12 protein-coding genes are annotated in these 15,577 nt (G+C 36.8%); all 12 read left to right on the forward strand.

Going from position 1 to position 15,577, the window contains the following annotated elements; translation table 11 throughout:
* The first annotated feature begins 24 nt into the window (after positions 1-24).
* The 12 genes from QA584_RS01185 (at position 25) to QA584_RS01240 (ending at position 15,530) form a co-directional block, all read left to right on the forward strand.
* The gene (locus QA584_RS01185; RefSeq protein WP_278272700.1) at positions 25-408 is read left to right on the forward strand and encodes a hypothetical protein; all 384 of its coding nucleotides are present in this window, start codon (positions 25-27) and stop codon (positions 406-408) included.
* 1,050 nt (positions 409-1,458) lie between these two features.
* A complete protein-coding gene (locus QA584_RS01190; protein WP_278272701.1) occupies positions 1,459-2,268 on the forward strand; it encodes a hypothetical protein in 810 nt (269 codons plus the stop codon).
* Between the two features lie 678 nt (positions 2,269-2,946).
* Complete coding sequence (locus QA584_RS01195) at positions 2,947-3,642, forward strand: response regulator transcription factor (protein ID WP_278272702.1); 696 nt, start codon at positions 2,947-2,949, stop codon at positions 3,640-3,642.
* A 13-nt stretch (positions 3,643-3,655) separates the two neighbouring features.
* Entirely contained in the window at positions 3,656-4,885 is a 1,230-nt protein-coding gene (locus QA584_RS01200) for a sensor histidine kinase (protein ID WP_278272703.1), read from the forward strand.
* A gap of 93 nt (positions 4,886-4,978) precedes the next feature.
* Positions 4,979-5,665, forward strand: a complete 687-nt coding sequence (locus QA584_RS01205) for an ABC transporter ATP-binding protein (protein ID WP_278272704.1) — start codon at positions 4,979-4,981, stop codon at positions 5,663-5,665.
* Positions 5,662-8,205, forward strand: a complete 2,544-nt coding sequence (locus QA584_RS01210) for an ABC transporter permease (RefSeq protein WP_278272705.1) — start codon at positions 5,662-5,664, stop codon at positions 8,203-8,205. Before QA584_RS01205 ends, QA584_RS01210 begins: the two co-directional genes overlap by 4 nt.
* Before the next feature lie 73 nt (positions 8,206-8,278).
* Positions 8,279-8,623 (forward strand): hypothetical protein, encoded by a 345-nt coding sequence (locus QA584_RS01215; protein ID WP_278272706.1) that lies wholly within the window; start codon positions 8,279-8,281, stop codon positions 8,621-8,623.
* 260 nt (positions 8,624-8,883) lie between these two features.
* The gene (locus QA584_RS01220; RefSeq protein ID WP_278272707.1) at positions 8,884-10,023 is read left to right on the forward strand and encodes a hypothetical protein; all 1,140 of its coding nucleotides are present in this window, start codon (positions 8,884-8,886) and stop codon (positions 10,021-10,023) included.
* Positions 10,024-10,352: 329 nt separating this feature from the next.
* Entirely contained in the window at positions 10,353-11,081 is a 729-nt protein-coding gene (locus tag QA584_RS01225) for a LytR/AlgR family response regulator transcription factor (protein WP_278272708.1), read from the forward strand.
* Positions 11,082-11,092: 11 nt separating this feature from the next.
* On the forward strand, positions 11,093-11,962 hold the full coding sequence (locus QA584_RS01230; protein WP_278272709.1) for a GNAT family N-acetyltransferase: 870 nt from the start codon (positions 11,093-11,095) through the stop codon (positions 11,960-11,962).
* A 121-nt stretch (positions 11,963-12,083) separates the two neighbouring features.
* On the forward strand, positions 12,084-12,893 hold the full coding sequence (locus QA584_RS01235) for a GNAT family N-acetyltransferase (RefSeq protein ID WP_278272710.1): 810 nt from the start codon (positions 12,084-12,086) through the stop codon (positions 12,891-12,893).
* A 576-nt stretch (positions 12,894-13,469) separates the two neighbouring features.
* Complete coding sequence (locus QA584_RS01240; RefSeq protein ID WP_278272711.1) at positions 13,470-15,530, forward strand: DHH family phosphoesterase; 2,061 nt, start codon at positions 13,470-13,472, stop codon at positions 15,528-15,530.
* Positions 15,531-15,577: the final 47 nt, after the last annotated feature.

The following is a 15,577-nucleotide window of genomic DNA, read 5'->3' on the forward strand; positions in this document are numbered from 1 at the left end:
TAATAGGAAAAGGAGACTTTTTAAATGAAAAGAAAAAGTGTATTAGTTTTACTATCAGTTTTATTAGTATTTAGTTTTGTTTTGGCTGGATGCGGCAGCAAAGGGTCAAAATCACCTTATATAGGAACCACATGGGCAATATCCGGAGGAAAAGATGCAGCAACCGGTATTGAAATTACAAAGGAATTCCTTGCAATGGGCGGTATCGAAGACTTTAAAATTGAACTTAAAGACAAAGGTGTTGCTACCGTTACTGTATCTGGAGATACAGAGGATACAAAATGGTCAGAAAAAGATAATGTTATAACCTTAGAATCCGGTGGTGAAGAACTTAGCGCTACGATAGAAGGCGATAAGATGACAATTGAACAGGATGGCAGTGAATTATATTTTGAAAAGCAAAAATAATTAATTTGACGACGACAACACTTGAAATCCTGGAAGTTAATTGTGGGAGTTATCTTCTAAAAAAGTAGATACATAATAATTAAATAGCTCAGATCACAAGTATAAATCCGTTTTAGTTTTATGACGGTACTTGTGATCTGTTTTTTTATTAACATTTTATGTTTTGGGGGGCATGATTGAATTTTTGATAAAATCAGACGGAAGTCTTTGAAGGAAGCATTGCTTGGGATTTGTTTCATAAGCTCAAATGTTTCACTTGAATTCACTAATGGCTTTTTCCTGCGGTAAAGCAAGAGTGAATAAGCACAAACTCCTCGCTGCTCTCGTCAGACAGTGTGCTTTTTCACTCTGAACCGCATGAAAAAGCCATAAGTGAATTAGCAAGTGAAGCATAACGAGCTTATGAAACAAATCCCAAGCAATGCTTCCTGTTTTAAGTTTTTTGCTGATTTTATCAAGGATTCTATCAAATTTTTATTAATGGCATGGATGCCTGTTTCTAGAATTTATTTAAGCATTGGTTCCGTAGTAAACTCTTAAAATCTTTTCAAATACAGTGCAAATTGAAAAACATGTAGGATATACATAACATATGGAAATGAAATACATATTTATAATTTCAATCATAGCTTGAGTATGCTAATTTTAACACAATATTTATTAATCAAAATATTTACATTTATTTCAACCATAAGTTTATATCTATCGTCTAATTAGTAGTGAGAGTAAAGTCTGGTTTATGAAGTTTTTAGTTTTGGAGTATCCTGTACGCTAGATAGTTCTATGACTTTTTCGTCTGTGAGAAGTTATATAATTATAATAGTCCGATTATCGCTGGTTGAGTATGGAGCGGAGGAGGAGGCCATATTGTTGTACTTGATGGATATTCTGAAGATTCAACTAACTATGTAGACTATATGGACCCTGCAGATGGAAGTTATAACTTTGCGACATATTCATATGTTAAGGGTGGCAGTTCTTATGACCACATATGGATAGAATCGCTTAGAAGAATGAACTAAATTATTAATTAGATTGGAGGTATTAACTATGAAAAAATTGGTCGCTTTACTAGTTGGCGTACTTTTATTACTATCCTATCCAAACTTTGTTTATGCTGATGATTATGATGTTCAGCAAGAAGTTCAGAGTGCTGCTGACAAAGGTGTAGAATTTGCAAAGGATAAATTCAGTAAAGATCCTGAAAAATGGGGATTCAATAAGGATGATGATATTAGCAGAATAACTCTTGGTAACGGGTATAGGCTTCGCTATTTAGATAAAGATAAACTTATGAATTCAAATAGCAGTAAATTAATGGATGTAACTATTGAGTCAGATTTCTGGCTATATATTATTTATTTAAATGATGCTCCTAAAACCTACATGACGGTTGGTCTTTTAGATGGAGAGTATAAAATAGTACAACTGGGAGGAAAGGCACAGGGACTTGATGCCACAATTAATAACTTTAACCAACTTACAGCTAAAACCGAAAAAAACTCAAAACCAATTGTAGCAAAAATACAGAATAACTATTTTTTGATATCACAGGCTAGTGATAATAGTAACGAGCAAGTCTTACCATTAATCTCAGCGGAATCAGCAAATAATTTTTCAAATGTAAATAATACTGAATTTGTAAACTCAGAAGAAATAATAAAAGCTTTAAAAGAAAGCAATCAGGATTCGATGGAGGGAAACCAATATGGAGTCAGCTATGGTGTTTCTGATACAAAAACATCAATTAATGAGGGTAATTCCTTAATAAAAGTAATTATTTCCATAAGCATTTTATTAATAGCGGGGTTCTCTGTTACATTGTACCACCGAAAATCAAACCAACTTCACAATGAATAATTAAAACTTAAAAGTAATTTAGCTATTATCATAGAGACCAATAGACAACTGACTAATTCCTATTAATTGGAGGAGCCAGTTGTCTTGTGCTTTAAGAGTTGTGGCTTGTTCTACTAGCAAAACCACAGAAGTTATAAGAAGTAATGAAACGAAAAAGCCCTTCTGAAAATCGACCAGAATACCGAAATCCATATATTAATTCAATAAACCCACATATAACCGGTATAAAAACTACATAAAAGCCCACATAAAATCCGTATATATTCTTAAGTAAACCTGAATTACTTGATAAAATCAGCTAAAAAACCCCTAAACCAGAAAGCATCCAGGGGGATATGTTTCATAAGCGCTTCATTCTGAGTCAGAAAATTTACTTATGAATTTTTCATGGGGTATAGAGTAAAAATGCACACTGTCTGACGAGCAAAGCGAGGAGTTTGTGCATTTTTGCTCTGCCTTACCCCATGGAAAAGTCATTAGTAAATTCTGACGAAGAATACTAAGCTTATGAAACATATCCCCCTGGATGCTTTCTTCACAGCAACAAAGCTGATTTTATCAAGTACCTCAGCCTATTTTTTTACTATCACCAACAACTACACATTGATAAATGTCATATTATGTATTATGATACAGTTAGTGTAACCATGCGTTAATACATTGCAGGAGGAAATTACAGTGTTCAATATACTAACGATAGAAGATAACTTAGAGCTGCAGAATGAAATCAAAGAATTATTGACCTCCGTGGGCTATCAGGTCTTTTGTGCCGAAAGCCGCGCGTCAGCTTTAGCAATCCTAAAATTTAATAAAATAGACCTTTGCCTTATGGATGTCCAGCTGCCGGACTGCTCCGGTTTTGACCTCTGTCTGGAAATCCGCTCATTTTTTATGAATCCTATTATTATGTTAACCATATGCAATGAGGAAGAAGATATAATAACCGGACTTAAAAACGGTGCCGATGATTATATAACAAAACCTTTTTCCATACGAATCTTATTAATGCGGATTGAAACCCAGTTAAGGCGGAATGAATGGCAGACCAAAAAAGATACCCAGATTATTTTCAGCGGAGATCTAAAGGTAGATTTTAATACCAGGAAAATATATTATAACGAAGAAGAGATAAAGTTAAGAAGTATCGAATTTGATCTATGCGAAATTTTGCTTAAGAATAATGGACGGATTATTAAGAGAGATCTATTATTTGAACGTATCTGGGATTGCAAAAATAAGTTTATAGAAGAAAATACATTAAACGTACATATCAGCAGATTAAGAAAATCCTTAAAAACATACCATGGAATGCAGTATATTGAGACGGTTAAGAGCTTTGGATACCGTTGGAATGTGGAAATAATAAAAAACTAAAGAGGACTGCAATATGAAAAAGAATCAGTTTTTAGATGGACATTATATTGGCATCGTAGGGGTGGTCATATTTGTATTTTACATAGCCAATGTTTTATTTATGTCATACACCATAAGAAGCAGTTATTCGGAGCGTATAATCCGTGCTTTGGGAGCCATGACAAAGACCTATGGGGAGATTAGTAAGGAAGTAGTAGACAGTGTAATGAACAGCAGTGATGAAACCTATGCGGAAGGAAAAATTGTTCTAAAAAAGTATGGCTATTACTTAAGCGGCGATACCCTAATTAAGAACTCCATGAACCAGGAAATCCTTGACATATCTGTTCTTCTCTTTATCAGTATAGCATTTCTGCTGACAAGTCTGTATTTTATGTTTAAAAATCATTTGAAATTCCTAGAAAGGCTTGACGGATATCTGGATGATTTTAACAACCTGACCGATTCCTTTCACGAATCCAATCTGCATATAAGAAATATTCTGAATAAGCTGCATCGGTTATCCTTAAATGCAAAACACAACATTAGCCTGCTGCAGAAAGAAAAAGAGAAGATCCATGACTTTATGGAGGATTTATCCCATCAGATGAAGACACCTCTGACCGTTGCCCATATATGCATCGAACGATATATATTTGAAAATCCCCAGCTTAAAACCGATAAACTGGAAGAAGGCTTAAAGCAGCTGGAAAAAATGACACTATTAATTAATTCCTATTTAAAAATCGGCATGCTTAAATCCTGTAATACTAAAATAGAAGCAAGACAGCATAATGTATATGCCTTTTTGGAAGAATGCAGTGAGGATGTACAGCCGCTGCTTGATAATCAGAACATAGAGATTACTATTACCGGAGATCAGAAGGCAGTATTCGCCTTTGATTCTTTCTGGCTAAAGGAAGCTGTTATTAATCTGTTTAAGAACAGTATAGAACATTCTCCTGATGATACAACAATAACGGTTGAATATATAAAAGGGAGTCATGATTTAACAATAAGGATTACGGATCAGGGCACTGGAATAGAAGAAAAGAACCTGCCCCTTTTATTTGAACGGTTTTTATCCAGTATCCGGCAGAAAGACGGCAGTAACGGGTTAGGGCTTGCCATAGCCAAACAGGCGGTTACCCGCCATTTCGGACAGATAGGTATTAAAAACAATCAATCCGCGGGAGTAACCTTTGAAATCCGGCTGCCGGCTATAAAGGGAAAAGATGTATATAATTCTTATCATGTAAGATAAATGCAAGCTTTCCCTGTTATAGTAATAGTTATTGATTGTATTTAGCATTAACGGGGATTTATATTATTTATGAATTAAGGCCGGGGGGAGAACATGAGTATTCTAAAGATAGAGAATATCGTAAAGACCTATGGAAAAGGTTCCGGGTTGATGAAAGCCCTTAACGGAGTAGATCTTGCCATAGAAAAGGGAAGTTTTACAACGATTATCGGGAGAAGCGGTTCCGGTAAATCCACCTTATTAAATATTGCGGGGGGACTAACGGCTCCGGACAGCGGCAGGGTATTATTAGAGGAAACAGACCTATATAGTCTTAAGGATCGTGAATTATCAAAGTTAAGAAGAAAGAAGATAGGAATTGTATTTCAGGCATTTAATTTAATACCGGAGTTTACGGTACTTGAAAATATATGCCTGCCGTCTTATCTTGACCAGAGTAAACCGAATATGAAATTTATCGACGAAATACTGGATTTCATTGAACTTTCCGGTATGAAGGATAAGTATCCCTACGAACTATCCGGCGGAGAGCAGCAAAGAACAGCATTAGCCAGAGCTTTATCTACCAAACCGGAGGTTTTACTGGCAGACGAGCCTACCGGTAACCTGGATTTAAAAAGCGGGGAACAGGTTTTGGATGCAATTCGGTATTGCTACCGGATTTTTAACCAGACCACCCTTTTAGTTACCCATAACTTAGAGATTGCCCAGCAGTCCAAGCGGGTAATTACACTGCAGGATGGCAGTATTGTATGTGATTCGGCTGGTGAAATGATATGAATTATTATAATTACCTTGCAAAACTAAATCTGAAAAAATTTAAAAAATCCTATCTGTCCCTTTTTACAGTGATACTTTTATCCTGCACCTTTACCCTGGCCGTAACCATATTTAGTGACAGCCTGATTAAAACCCAGGAACAGCAGCGTAAAAGCATATACGGCAGCTGGCATATCTCCGTTTATAACACAGATGACACGTTGTATCAGGATATGGTCCATCACGGAACAGTACAAACCGTGGGAAAGACTTCTGAATATGGTGAAGTCCTTGGAGCAGACAACAGTGCAGTGGGGGTTATCGGTTCTGCGGATCAGAGCATGTTACAGTTGGGCATTTCCTTAATGGACGGCAGTTTACCTAAAAAGGATAATGAAATAGCAGTCGAGATGTCCTATCTGTCCATGCTTGGGATCTCCTATGAATTAGGACAGCAGATTCCTCTGAAAGTTAAACTTTATGACAGTAAAAGCCACGGATACCTGCTAATTGAGAAAACCTATACCCTCACAGGGGTTTTAAGGAATTATTCTTCCATTTGGAAGACAGAGGATAATTCCCTCGTATCCTTTTTTGTTACGGATTCGTCCCTTGGGATTTTACCGGTGACAGAGAATGTTTTTGTCTCTCTTAAGAAGGAATATGTTAAAAATGCAGATGAACTGGGCATGTTAACGGTGAACCGTGGTGAATTTGTAAAAAATGATTACACGTATTACCAATTTATACCAAAGCAGCATGTTCGTTATGAATCTTTTCTGTCCGGTTCCTTACTGATTCTTATCGTAGCCTTAACTTCTGCCTTTTTTATATTTAATATTTTCTACATTTCTTTAAGGGAACATAATAAGAGCTTTGTAATCATGCGCAGCTTAGGAGCAAGTAATTATGAAATATCCAGCTTGTATTGTAAAGAACTTGCATTTATACTGGTGCTGTCTTTTGCCGCAGGGATTCTTTTTGGCTTCCTCTCGTCCTATGGAGGTTATCTGATTATAAAGCGTTTTATTGTGAAAAGCTTTGTGCTTTATTTTGAACCGGTTAAATTGATACTCTTATTAGGGATTATGATTTTTTGTGTAGTTTTGTTAGCAGTATTTTCGGTAAACCATATCAGAAAAATACCTTTAACCGGCAGCATAGCATTACAGCCCGATTATAGGATATCTCCAAAGCACAAAAATAAATTTAAACCCTTGACTATAAAGCATATGGTAAAGATTTTTAACTATACTCATAAGAAGGAATCCTTAGTCTATTTTTTGTTAACCATCGGGTCTTTTCTGGTACTGGTAAGCACTTTTTTTAATTCCTATCAGAAATTTTATGAATATTCCACTGTGACCAATACTTATCCCGAAGATTATGACTATGGATTTATGGCTACCTTTTTTGAACCGAAGTCACATATAGAAGAGGCTGAGGTTGAAAAAATAAGAAAAATTTATGGTATTGATTATGTTAGGGCTTACCGGTGTTCCAACTATTTGCCGGTGACCTGGAACGGTATCGAAAACAGTGAATATGCGGATAGTCTAAAGACAGGTTTTTTTAAAAAGTATGCAGGGCAGGCAGGTATATTTGCTTCTGTTTATGGATTGACGGAGGATGAGAGGGATTATGAGTTCTACCTAGAGGAAGTGGATCAAGGGAAGGTATCAATTGACGAGCTGCGAAAGGGCAATGAAGTACTTCTTTATCTGCCCGCTTATCATAAAACGGAGGATGGAAGGATGATAAGCAGTCTTAATGTGGTCAATTCTTACATAAGACAGCCCTATCATGTTCTGAAAGAAGATACCATAAGACCAGGCGATGAACTGATAGTAAAAGGGGATAAGGGGGAGGTGACTGTTAAGATCGGAGGAATTATTTATAATTTTGACAAGAAAAACTCCCAATCTTTTTTAGCAAAGCCATATTCCATTATATGTAATGATTCGTTGTATGATAAATTAGTAGATAGTACTAAGGATAAGACCTATGAATATCTCCAGATATTTACCAATAAAAATGCCAATTATGAAAGAACCGATGTGGAAATATCCAAGATAAAAAATAATTTCTATTTTCAAAATTACCGGCTCCAAAAAGTAGACGCGAAATACAGTGCCATGGTAAGCAGTGTCATTTCCCTGGTGTTATGTTTTATTTCCCTGATTATTACAGTAACCGTACTATACAACAGCCAGGTGGTTAAAATGGAGTCAGATTACAGACGCAACCGTATATTAAGTGTGCTGGGGATGGATAAATGGAAAATACATTTCATTTACCTTTATAACATATTAAAAAACAATCTTCTGGCAGCACTGACAGGTTTCATTGCAATTTATCTATATCAGACGTTTCTGTTTATAAAGGTGTTTTATTTCATCCCTGATGACGGTAAGATTATTAATGCAGACAGTTATGTATTGAAACAGTATTTACACAGTCTGCCTTGGGCTTATATTGGAATTTTTACGCTGTCCTATTTAACGGTTAATATACTGATTGCCATAATTCCGGTAAAAAAATATCGAAAATTAAAGGAATAAATAAAAGAATGTCACTTTAATGTAAGATTGCATTGTTATACTTTTCTTATAGATAAGGAAAGGAGATTTACCAATGAAAAAAATTGCAGTACTTTTTTTGTCAGTAGTAATGATTTTATCCTTTAGCCTGACTGCTTTTGGAGCTGAAACAACAGGACTAAACAGCAATACCAAGGGTGCAGTATTAGAAAGCGGCACCGTGATTACTCCTAACTCATGGTATTATTCCTATGACAAAACCATAAGCCAGAGTTATGTTTTTAGTGAAAGTATTCCGGATTCAATTTATTACAGCGAATACAACACAGGTATTGGTGCTTATTGCAGTGGATATTTGTCTTTGCAAAATATCACACTTCAGGCAAACGGAACATTCAAAGCAACTTTTAAAGGAACAATTGGTACATATGTTTTCTAAGTATTCCTTAATCATCATGAGGGGAGATTAATTATATATTAAGAAAATAACTGGGCTTTTAAAACCTCCGGAAAATGGCTTGCTGCTTTTGCAGCAGGCTGTTTTTCATATAGTAAGAAGCTAGGTCCTATAATATGCCTTATTTCGTCATAATACAACTTTTGGGCGAGGCAAATCGTATGTTCGGGTGATTGTTATTGGTTGGAATGATATGATATAAATTATTATATTATACTAATTGGATAAGAGAGGGATATAGCATGAAAAAGATATCAATAAAAGGTGCTTTAAAGGCTGTTGTGGCAGTGGCATCACTTGCTTTATTAATGACAGCTAATGTAAGTCATGCCAAGGCGGCAGATGGGGAATTAAAAGCAATTACAATTAAAACAAGAAATCAGGATGTATCATCTTCTAGTATTTCCGGTAAGATGACAGCACAACCAGACAACGAATATGTAAGATCCGATGTAGTAAAAGTTAAAATCGACTGTTCTGGATTAATCCGCTTTTATATTAAAGGAAACAATTCGGATCAACTTTCTCTGACTTTATATTCAGACGAAGCTCTTCAAAAGGATGTAGCCTATACGACCTTAAGCACAGATGAAGATAAAACTGCACCAGTAACAGTACCCAAAGCAGGAACCTATTATTTGGATATAAGAGGCTTTGAGACAGAGGATGTAGATTATACCATATCCGCAGACGTTACCTCTTCTGAGAATGACACCATCACAAGCGGTAAGGCCAAATATGTAACACTTGTTGACAGCAAAGATGTTAACTACTACCAATTCAGCTTAAAGCAGGATGGTGCAATTAAAGTATATACTACTTACGGCAATGGAACAAAATGCGAGGCCCAGGTGGAAGTGTGCCAGAAAGCAGGCTCAAGTTATAAAACTGTTGCAAAACTGGAATCAGCCGTAGAAGGCTCCGTTGTTGGTCTTGCAAAAGGCACTTATTACCTTAAATTAAAGGGTGAAGCCAGCTATTACTCACTTAAATATGACTTGACGGTTTCTTCTGACAAGAGTGGTTCCTCAAAACAAAAAGCGGCATCCTTAAAGCTTGGAACAGCTGCAAAAGGCGTAATTACAGTTCAGGATAAAGCCAGCAAAGCAGACTGGTACAAAATCAAACTGACCAAAAATCAGTCCGTAACCTTGTCCTTATCCGGAGATGTAACCGGAATCGTTACACTGGAATTCTATGATTCTTCCAATCTTTTCTGGGGTGGTCTTGTAATCAGTGAATATACAAAAGATGATTCTACCGTACCGTATTTAGTAAGCTTTGATGGGAAAGGCAAAAAACTGCCCAAAGGAACTTATTACATAAAGATTACAAAAGATAAAAGTAGTTCTTCAGGTTCTTATTCAGTAAAAGTTAAGTAAATAAAAACAGCAGTAAGGGGGATAAAATGTTGCGTAGCATTTTATAACCATAAAGCAAAGTAGGGAGCAACCGGGAGAGTTTGTGTACCTAATAGATATTTAGCGGATTAATTATTAATCTGCTGGAAAAGAAGTATTTACAAAACAGATCTGTTTTGTGAATGCTTCTTTTTTCTATTTGTTCGAAATTGACAGCATGGAATAGGTAAAGTTATTTTAAGTTATTACATCAAAGTTTATCAAATATAACAGAACAAAACAAACACACATAACTTGTGTTATAATAAAAATATCAAAACAGGTACGGCACAAAGGGGGGAGAGTAACAAATGTTTCATATTGCAATTTGTGACAGCTCATTGACCGACAGCTCAAAACTAGAAGAGAGTCTTGAGAAAGCTGCTGAAGTATTTGGCGAAAACTATGAGATAGAAGTATTTTTAACAACCTCGGAATTTTTCAGAAGTTTTGAAACCATTTCCTTTGACCTTATATTCTTAGAAGCTGATATGGAAGATGGAAGCGGTATTGAGACAGGTAAACGGATTCGGGAACAATTACACAATGATACGGTCCAGATTATTTACACAGCTTATGCAAAAAACTGTGCGATGAAGCTTTTTAAAAGCAGACCCATGGACTTTCTAATTAAACCCCTCTCCTTTTCAGATGTTTTCGACAGCCTCTGTATTTTAAAAAGGCTGCTTATAAAAAAATCAGCATACTTTGAGTATCAGGCAGGTTACAGTCTATATAAGATACCCTTTTCGGAGATTCTGTACTTTGAGAATTCCAAAAGAAAAATCAATATCCTGACAGTACAAGGCAAAAGCAGCTTTTATGGAAATATGGAACAGACGGCTCGGCTGTGTAAAGCCCATCCCTTCACCCAGATCCATAAATCTTATTTAGTAAATGCCGATTATATTGTAAAATATGAGTACAATCAGGTTACCTTAAGTGATGGTACCCTGCTGCCCATAAGTCAGCCGAACAGGAAACGGATCAGAACCCAGAGACTGCGCCATGAACAGGGAAGAACTTCGGATGTAATCTGAACAGGAGGATTATGATAACAAAATGTAATATAGAGGAACTAGAGGTAATCACGAATCTGGCATATGAACAGAATAATAGACCGGAGTACAACTCTGCTTATTGCTTTAAAGCCAGAGAAGCCATAAAAGATGACTTTCTGCAAATGCTTAAAAGTAAAGAAAGTTTTGTGTTGGGTTATTTGAATAAAGGTACTCTTATGGGTATCTGCGGATTTTATGTGGACAAGGAGAAAAAAACTGCGGATTTGGTGGGACCGTTTCTTAAGGAAGGAGATTACCGGTCTGTTTCAGCGGATATGCTCGCTTTCGCAGATAGAAAGCTAAAGGAGGGTTACCGGTATAACTTTTTCTTTGATGAGCAAAACAGCAGATATCTGGAATTCATGGAAGAAATCCAGGCAGAATATCAGGACCAGGAATATAGCTTATTACTTAGAAGAAGTAATTATAAAAAGCATCAGACTAAAAAGCGGGCTAAGGAGCTGTCCCCAAATTACGCAGATAAAGTGAAAGAAATACATGACACCAATTTTAAAGACAGCTATTTATCCGGCAAGGAGATGATATCATCAGCAAAAAGCGAAAGAAAAGTAGTCTACATCACAGCAGGGGGGGAATTAGCCGGGTATGGTGCCTGTCGGTTCTGGGTAACCCCGGACCGTGCCTCCATAGATATTATTTATGTGGTGCCTGCCCTGCGTAATCAGGGCTATGAACAGGCCTTGCTGGACGGAATGATAGCAGGTATTTATGAAAATGAAGAAATAGAGTATATCGGAATCGTAATCGAAACAGATGACAGAGATTTCCTTGAAATCTGCGTGGAGGCAGGGTTTGAGGTTACTTCAAAAAATTGTTCTTATTTTTTAAAGAGAAATTAAGGTGATAACGATGTAACAATAATAACGATATCTAATAATAACGATGTAACAATAATAGCGATATATAATAATAACCTTATGACACTCAAAACTAACGATAGAATAGAAGGAGAGAAAAGTTATGACATTAGAAGAATTTGAATTAATAAAAGTAAAAGCGGGATCTTATCGCTATCATTCCTTTGAATATCTGGACTATGAATCGGTGGCGGATTATAAAATAATACAAGCAGATGAAGTGTTATTGCTTATATATGGAAGAAACCAGGAAAATGGAATAGATGCCGCTTACTGGGCAGCGGATGATGTAAGGATACTGGCAGAGGGAGTGAAATGTCTTGGGTCTGAAACACTGATTAATTTTATCCCGGGGGAATGGAAAGAATATCTGTCTGAACAGGGTTTTTCCGATTATGCCATGTACCGGGAATACTGGATTGACGACATTGAATCCGTCTTGAGCCTTCCAACTTATTCCTTACTTGAGGAGCAGGAATACGAGCAGGCATCCCGTGTTACCAAATCCGTTAAAAACCAAAGCCGGGGATTTCATGGCGAAAGCACCGAATGGATTGGGAACTGGATTAAGGGAGAGAATACCAATATGGATGATATTACGGACTGTAACATTATTGTACATAGAGAAAATGGGCAAGTGGCAGGAGTAGCCTGTGTAGGAATCTACGGTCACGACAGTAAAAAAGGAGCCGTATTATGGCTTCGGGAATTAGCAGTTTTACAAAAGCTCCAGGGAAAGGGAATCGGCAGACAGCTGATTATGCAAAGTATTGGTTATGGAAAAAGTAAAGGTGCCAAAAGAGCCTTCCTAATGGCGGATGACTGCAATATCAATGCATTAGGGTTATATAAAAGTACCGGTTTTATTCCAAACGATGAAATTGAAATTAATATGGTAAGTAATCATTTGTAGTCATAATGGCAAGTAAAAATGACAAGTAATAATGACAAGTAATAATGGCAAGTAATAATGACAGGTAATTATGACGAGTAATAATGGCAAGTAATAATGACAGGTAATAATGGCAAGTAATTATGACGAGTAATAATGGCAAGTAATAATGACAAGTAATAATGACAAGTAATAATGACAGGCAATTATGACATGTAACAATGGCAGGCAATTATGAAATAATTAACTGAAAAATGAAATAAAATATATGATACTTTATCAGTCAGGATCTAAGGGGCTGTTCTAATGTATTTTGATGATGTCATTTAAACCTTATTTAAACCATCATTAAGATACATTTTCAGGACAGTCCTTTTTGTGTATCTGCTTAAAATTTGGGTAACAATACTTGATCTAATGGGTGATATCCTTTATAAAATCGTACATATAATCATTTAATTTATAAAAAAATCTTTTATTCCAAACCCATAAATGGTATAATGTACATCACAATCAAATTATAAGGAAAACCAGGCTATTTTTAGGATGCCAGGTTTGGCTAACTCTTTATTATAGATTTCATAAGGAGCAAGGGAAATGAAACGGAATGTAAAAATCAAAGGAGCATTAAAGACATATTTGCGCTGGCCGCTAATGCTATCACTGTTATTGGTGTGCATGGATATCACAATTTATGTGATAGACGCTCAGGCAGGAATCGTAATGCTTGGTTTTCTTGTGCTGTATATAGTTATAGCCATGTTTCTGTACTTTTTTAAAAGGCCTGGCATCGTCGGGGATTTAATCCGCTATGCAGCCGACTACGGACAGGTACAAAAACAATTATTAAAAGAAATGGCCCTTCCTTATGCCATATTAGATTATGACGGCAGGCTATTATGGGGAAATAATGAATTCTTAGATATTATTGAGAATGAAAAATCTGCCAGAAGGTCCATCTCCAACATATTTCCTGAGATAACCGGGGCTTCCCTGCCAAGGGATATGCAGGATAAAACTGTAAGAGCGGCTAAAAATAACAGTTACTATAAGATTATCTTAAGGAAAATCGTAGCAGTTGATTTTTCCGACAGTGTACCCTTTGAATATCAGGAAGATGACATGGGGTTAAACGATTCCAATACCTTAATTGCCATGTATGTCTACGATGAGACGGAAATCAAGACCTTAATCCGGGAGAACTATGACCAGAAGATGATTACAGGTCTTTTATATATTGATAACTATGAAGAAGCCTTAGAAAGTATTGATGAGGTAAGGCGTTCCTTATTAGTCGCCCTGGTAGACCGTAAAATCAATAAATATATGCAGAGTATCGATGCCATAGTGAAAAAGCTGGAAAAAGATAAGTACATCTTTATGTTCAAGCAAAAATACCTGCCTCAGCTCCAAACCAGTAAATTCAGTCTCTTAGAAGAAGTCCGTGCCGTTAATATCGGTAATGACATGTCGGTAACCATCAGTATCGGGCTTGGTGTTAATACAGAATCCTACCTGATGGGCTATGAATATGCCAGAGCCGCCATTGACCTGGCACTTGGCAGGGGCGGTGACCAGGCAGTGGTAAAAGACGGAGATAAGCTTCTTTATTACGGCGGTAAGAGCATCCAGTTAGAAAAGAGTACAAGAGTAAAAGCAAGGGTGAAAGCCCATGCCTTAAAGGAATTCGTAGAAGCCAAGGATAAGGTAGTCATTATGGGACATGCCATTGGTGATGTGGATTCCTTTGGTGCCGGCATCGGTATTTACCGTATTGCAAAAACCCTGAATAAAAAAGCACACATTGTAATCAATGAGGTAACCACTTCGGTCCGTCCATTAATGACCAGATTCATTAATAATCCGGATTATGAGGAAGACATGTTCTTAAAAGGGGAACAGGCAATGGGTGTGGTAGACAGTAATACCCTGTTAGTCATTGTAGATGTTAACCGACCCAATTATACGGAATGTAAGGAGCTTCTTTCCCTGACCAAAACCATCGTCATATTAGATCACCACCGTCAGACCGGTGAAGCCATTGAGAATGCGGTATTATCCTACATTGAACCCTATGCGTCCTCCTCTTGTGAAATGGTAGCGGAGATCCTTCAATATATCGGTGACGGACTTCGGTTAAAACAAGTAGAAGCGGATGCCATGTATGCGGGGGTTATGATTGATACCAATAATTTCTTAACCAAAACCGGTGTAAGAACCTTTGAAGCCGCTGCATTTTTAAGAAGGAATGGAGCTGATGTGACCCGTATCCGAAAAGCCTTCCGAAGCGATATGGATGAATATAAAACAAAAGCAGAAGCAGTCAGTGCAACAGAAGTATATCTGGATCATTATGCCATTACCGCCTGTACAGGCGTGGGAATTAACAGTCCGACAGTTCTTGCAGCCCAGGTGGCCAATGAACTTTTAAATATAACGAATATCAGGGCTACCTTCGTCTTTACAGAATTTAATGATAAAATTTATCTAAGTGCCCGTTCTATTGATGAGGTAAATGTACAGCTTATCATGGAACGATTAGGCGGTGGAGGGCATATGAGTGTTGCAGGTGCCCAGTTTACCGGTGCCACCCTGATGGAAGCTATGTATAACTTAAAAACCACCTTGTCAGCTATGAAACAAGAAGGGGAATTATAGGATTAACGAACAACGACACATTAAAAATTATGCAAATCGCTTACTTA

Source organism: Anaerocolumna sp. AGMB13025 (assembly GCF_029689925.1).
In the GTDB taxonomy this organism is placed as follows: domain Bacteria; phylum Bacillota; class Clostridia; order Lachnospirales; family Lachnospiraceae; genus Anaerocolumna.

Bases quoted from the DNA above. Each gene is read 5' to 3' on its own strand.
- QA584_RS01185 (WP_278272700.1), top strand. From the start codon at position 25: ATGAAAAGAAAAAGTGTATTAGTTTTACTATCAGTTTTATTAGTATTT.
- QA584_RS01190 (WP_278272701.1), top strand. From the start codon at position 1,459: ATGAAAAAATTGGTCGCTTTACTAGTTGGCGTACTTTTATTACTATCC.
- QA584_RS01200 (WP_278272703.1), top strand. From the start codon at position 3,656: ATGAAAAAGAATCAGTTTTTAGATGGACATTATATTGGCATCGTAGGG.
- QA584_RS01205 (WP_278272704.1), top strand. From the start codon at position 4,979: ATGAGTATTCTAAAGATAGAGAATATCGTAAAGACCTATGGAAAAGGT.
- QA584_RS01210 (WP_278272705.1), top strand. From the start codon at position 5,662: ATGAATTATTATAATTACCTTGCAAAACTAAATCTGAAAAAATTTAAA.
- QA584_RS01215 (WP_278272706.1), top strand. From the start codon at position 8,279: ATGAAAAAAATTGCAGTACTTTTTTTGTCAGTAGTAATGATTTTATCC.
- QA584_RS01220 (WP_278272707.1), top strand. From the start codon at position 8,884: ATGAAAAAGATATCAATAAAAGGTGCTTTAAAGGCTGTTGTGGCAGTG.
- QA584_RS01225 (WP_278272708.1), top strand. From the start codon at position 10,353: ATGTTTCATATTGCAATTTGTGACAGCTCATTGACCGACAGCTCAAAA.
- QA584_RS01230 (WP_278272709.1), top strand. From the start codon at position 11,093: ATGATAACAAAATGTAATATAGAGGAACTAGAGGTAATCACGAATCTG.
- QA584_RS01235 (WP_278272710.1), top strand. From the start codon at position 12,084: ATGACATTAGAAGAATTTGAATTAATAAAAGTAAAAGCGGGATCTTAT.
- QA584_RS01240 (WP_278272711.1), top strand. From the start codon at position 13,470: ATGAAACGGAATGTAAAAATCAAAGGAGCATTAAAGACATATTTGCGC.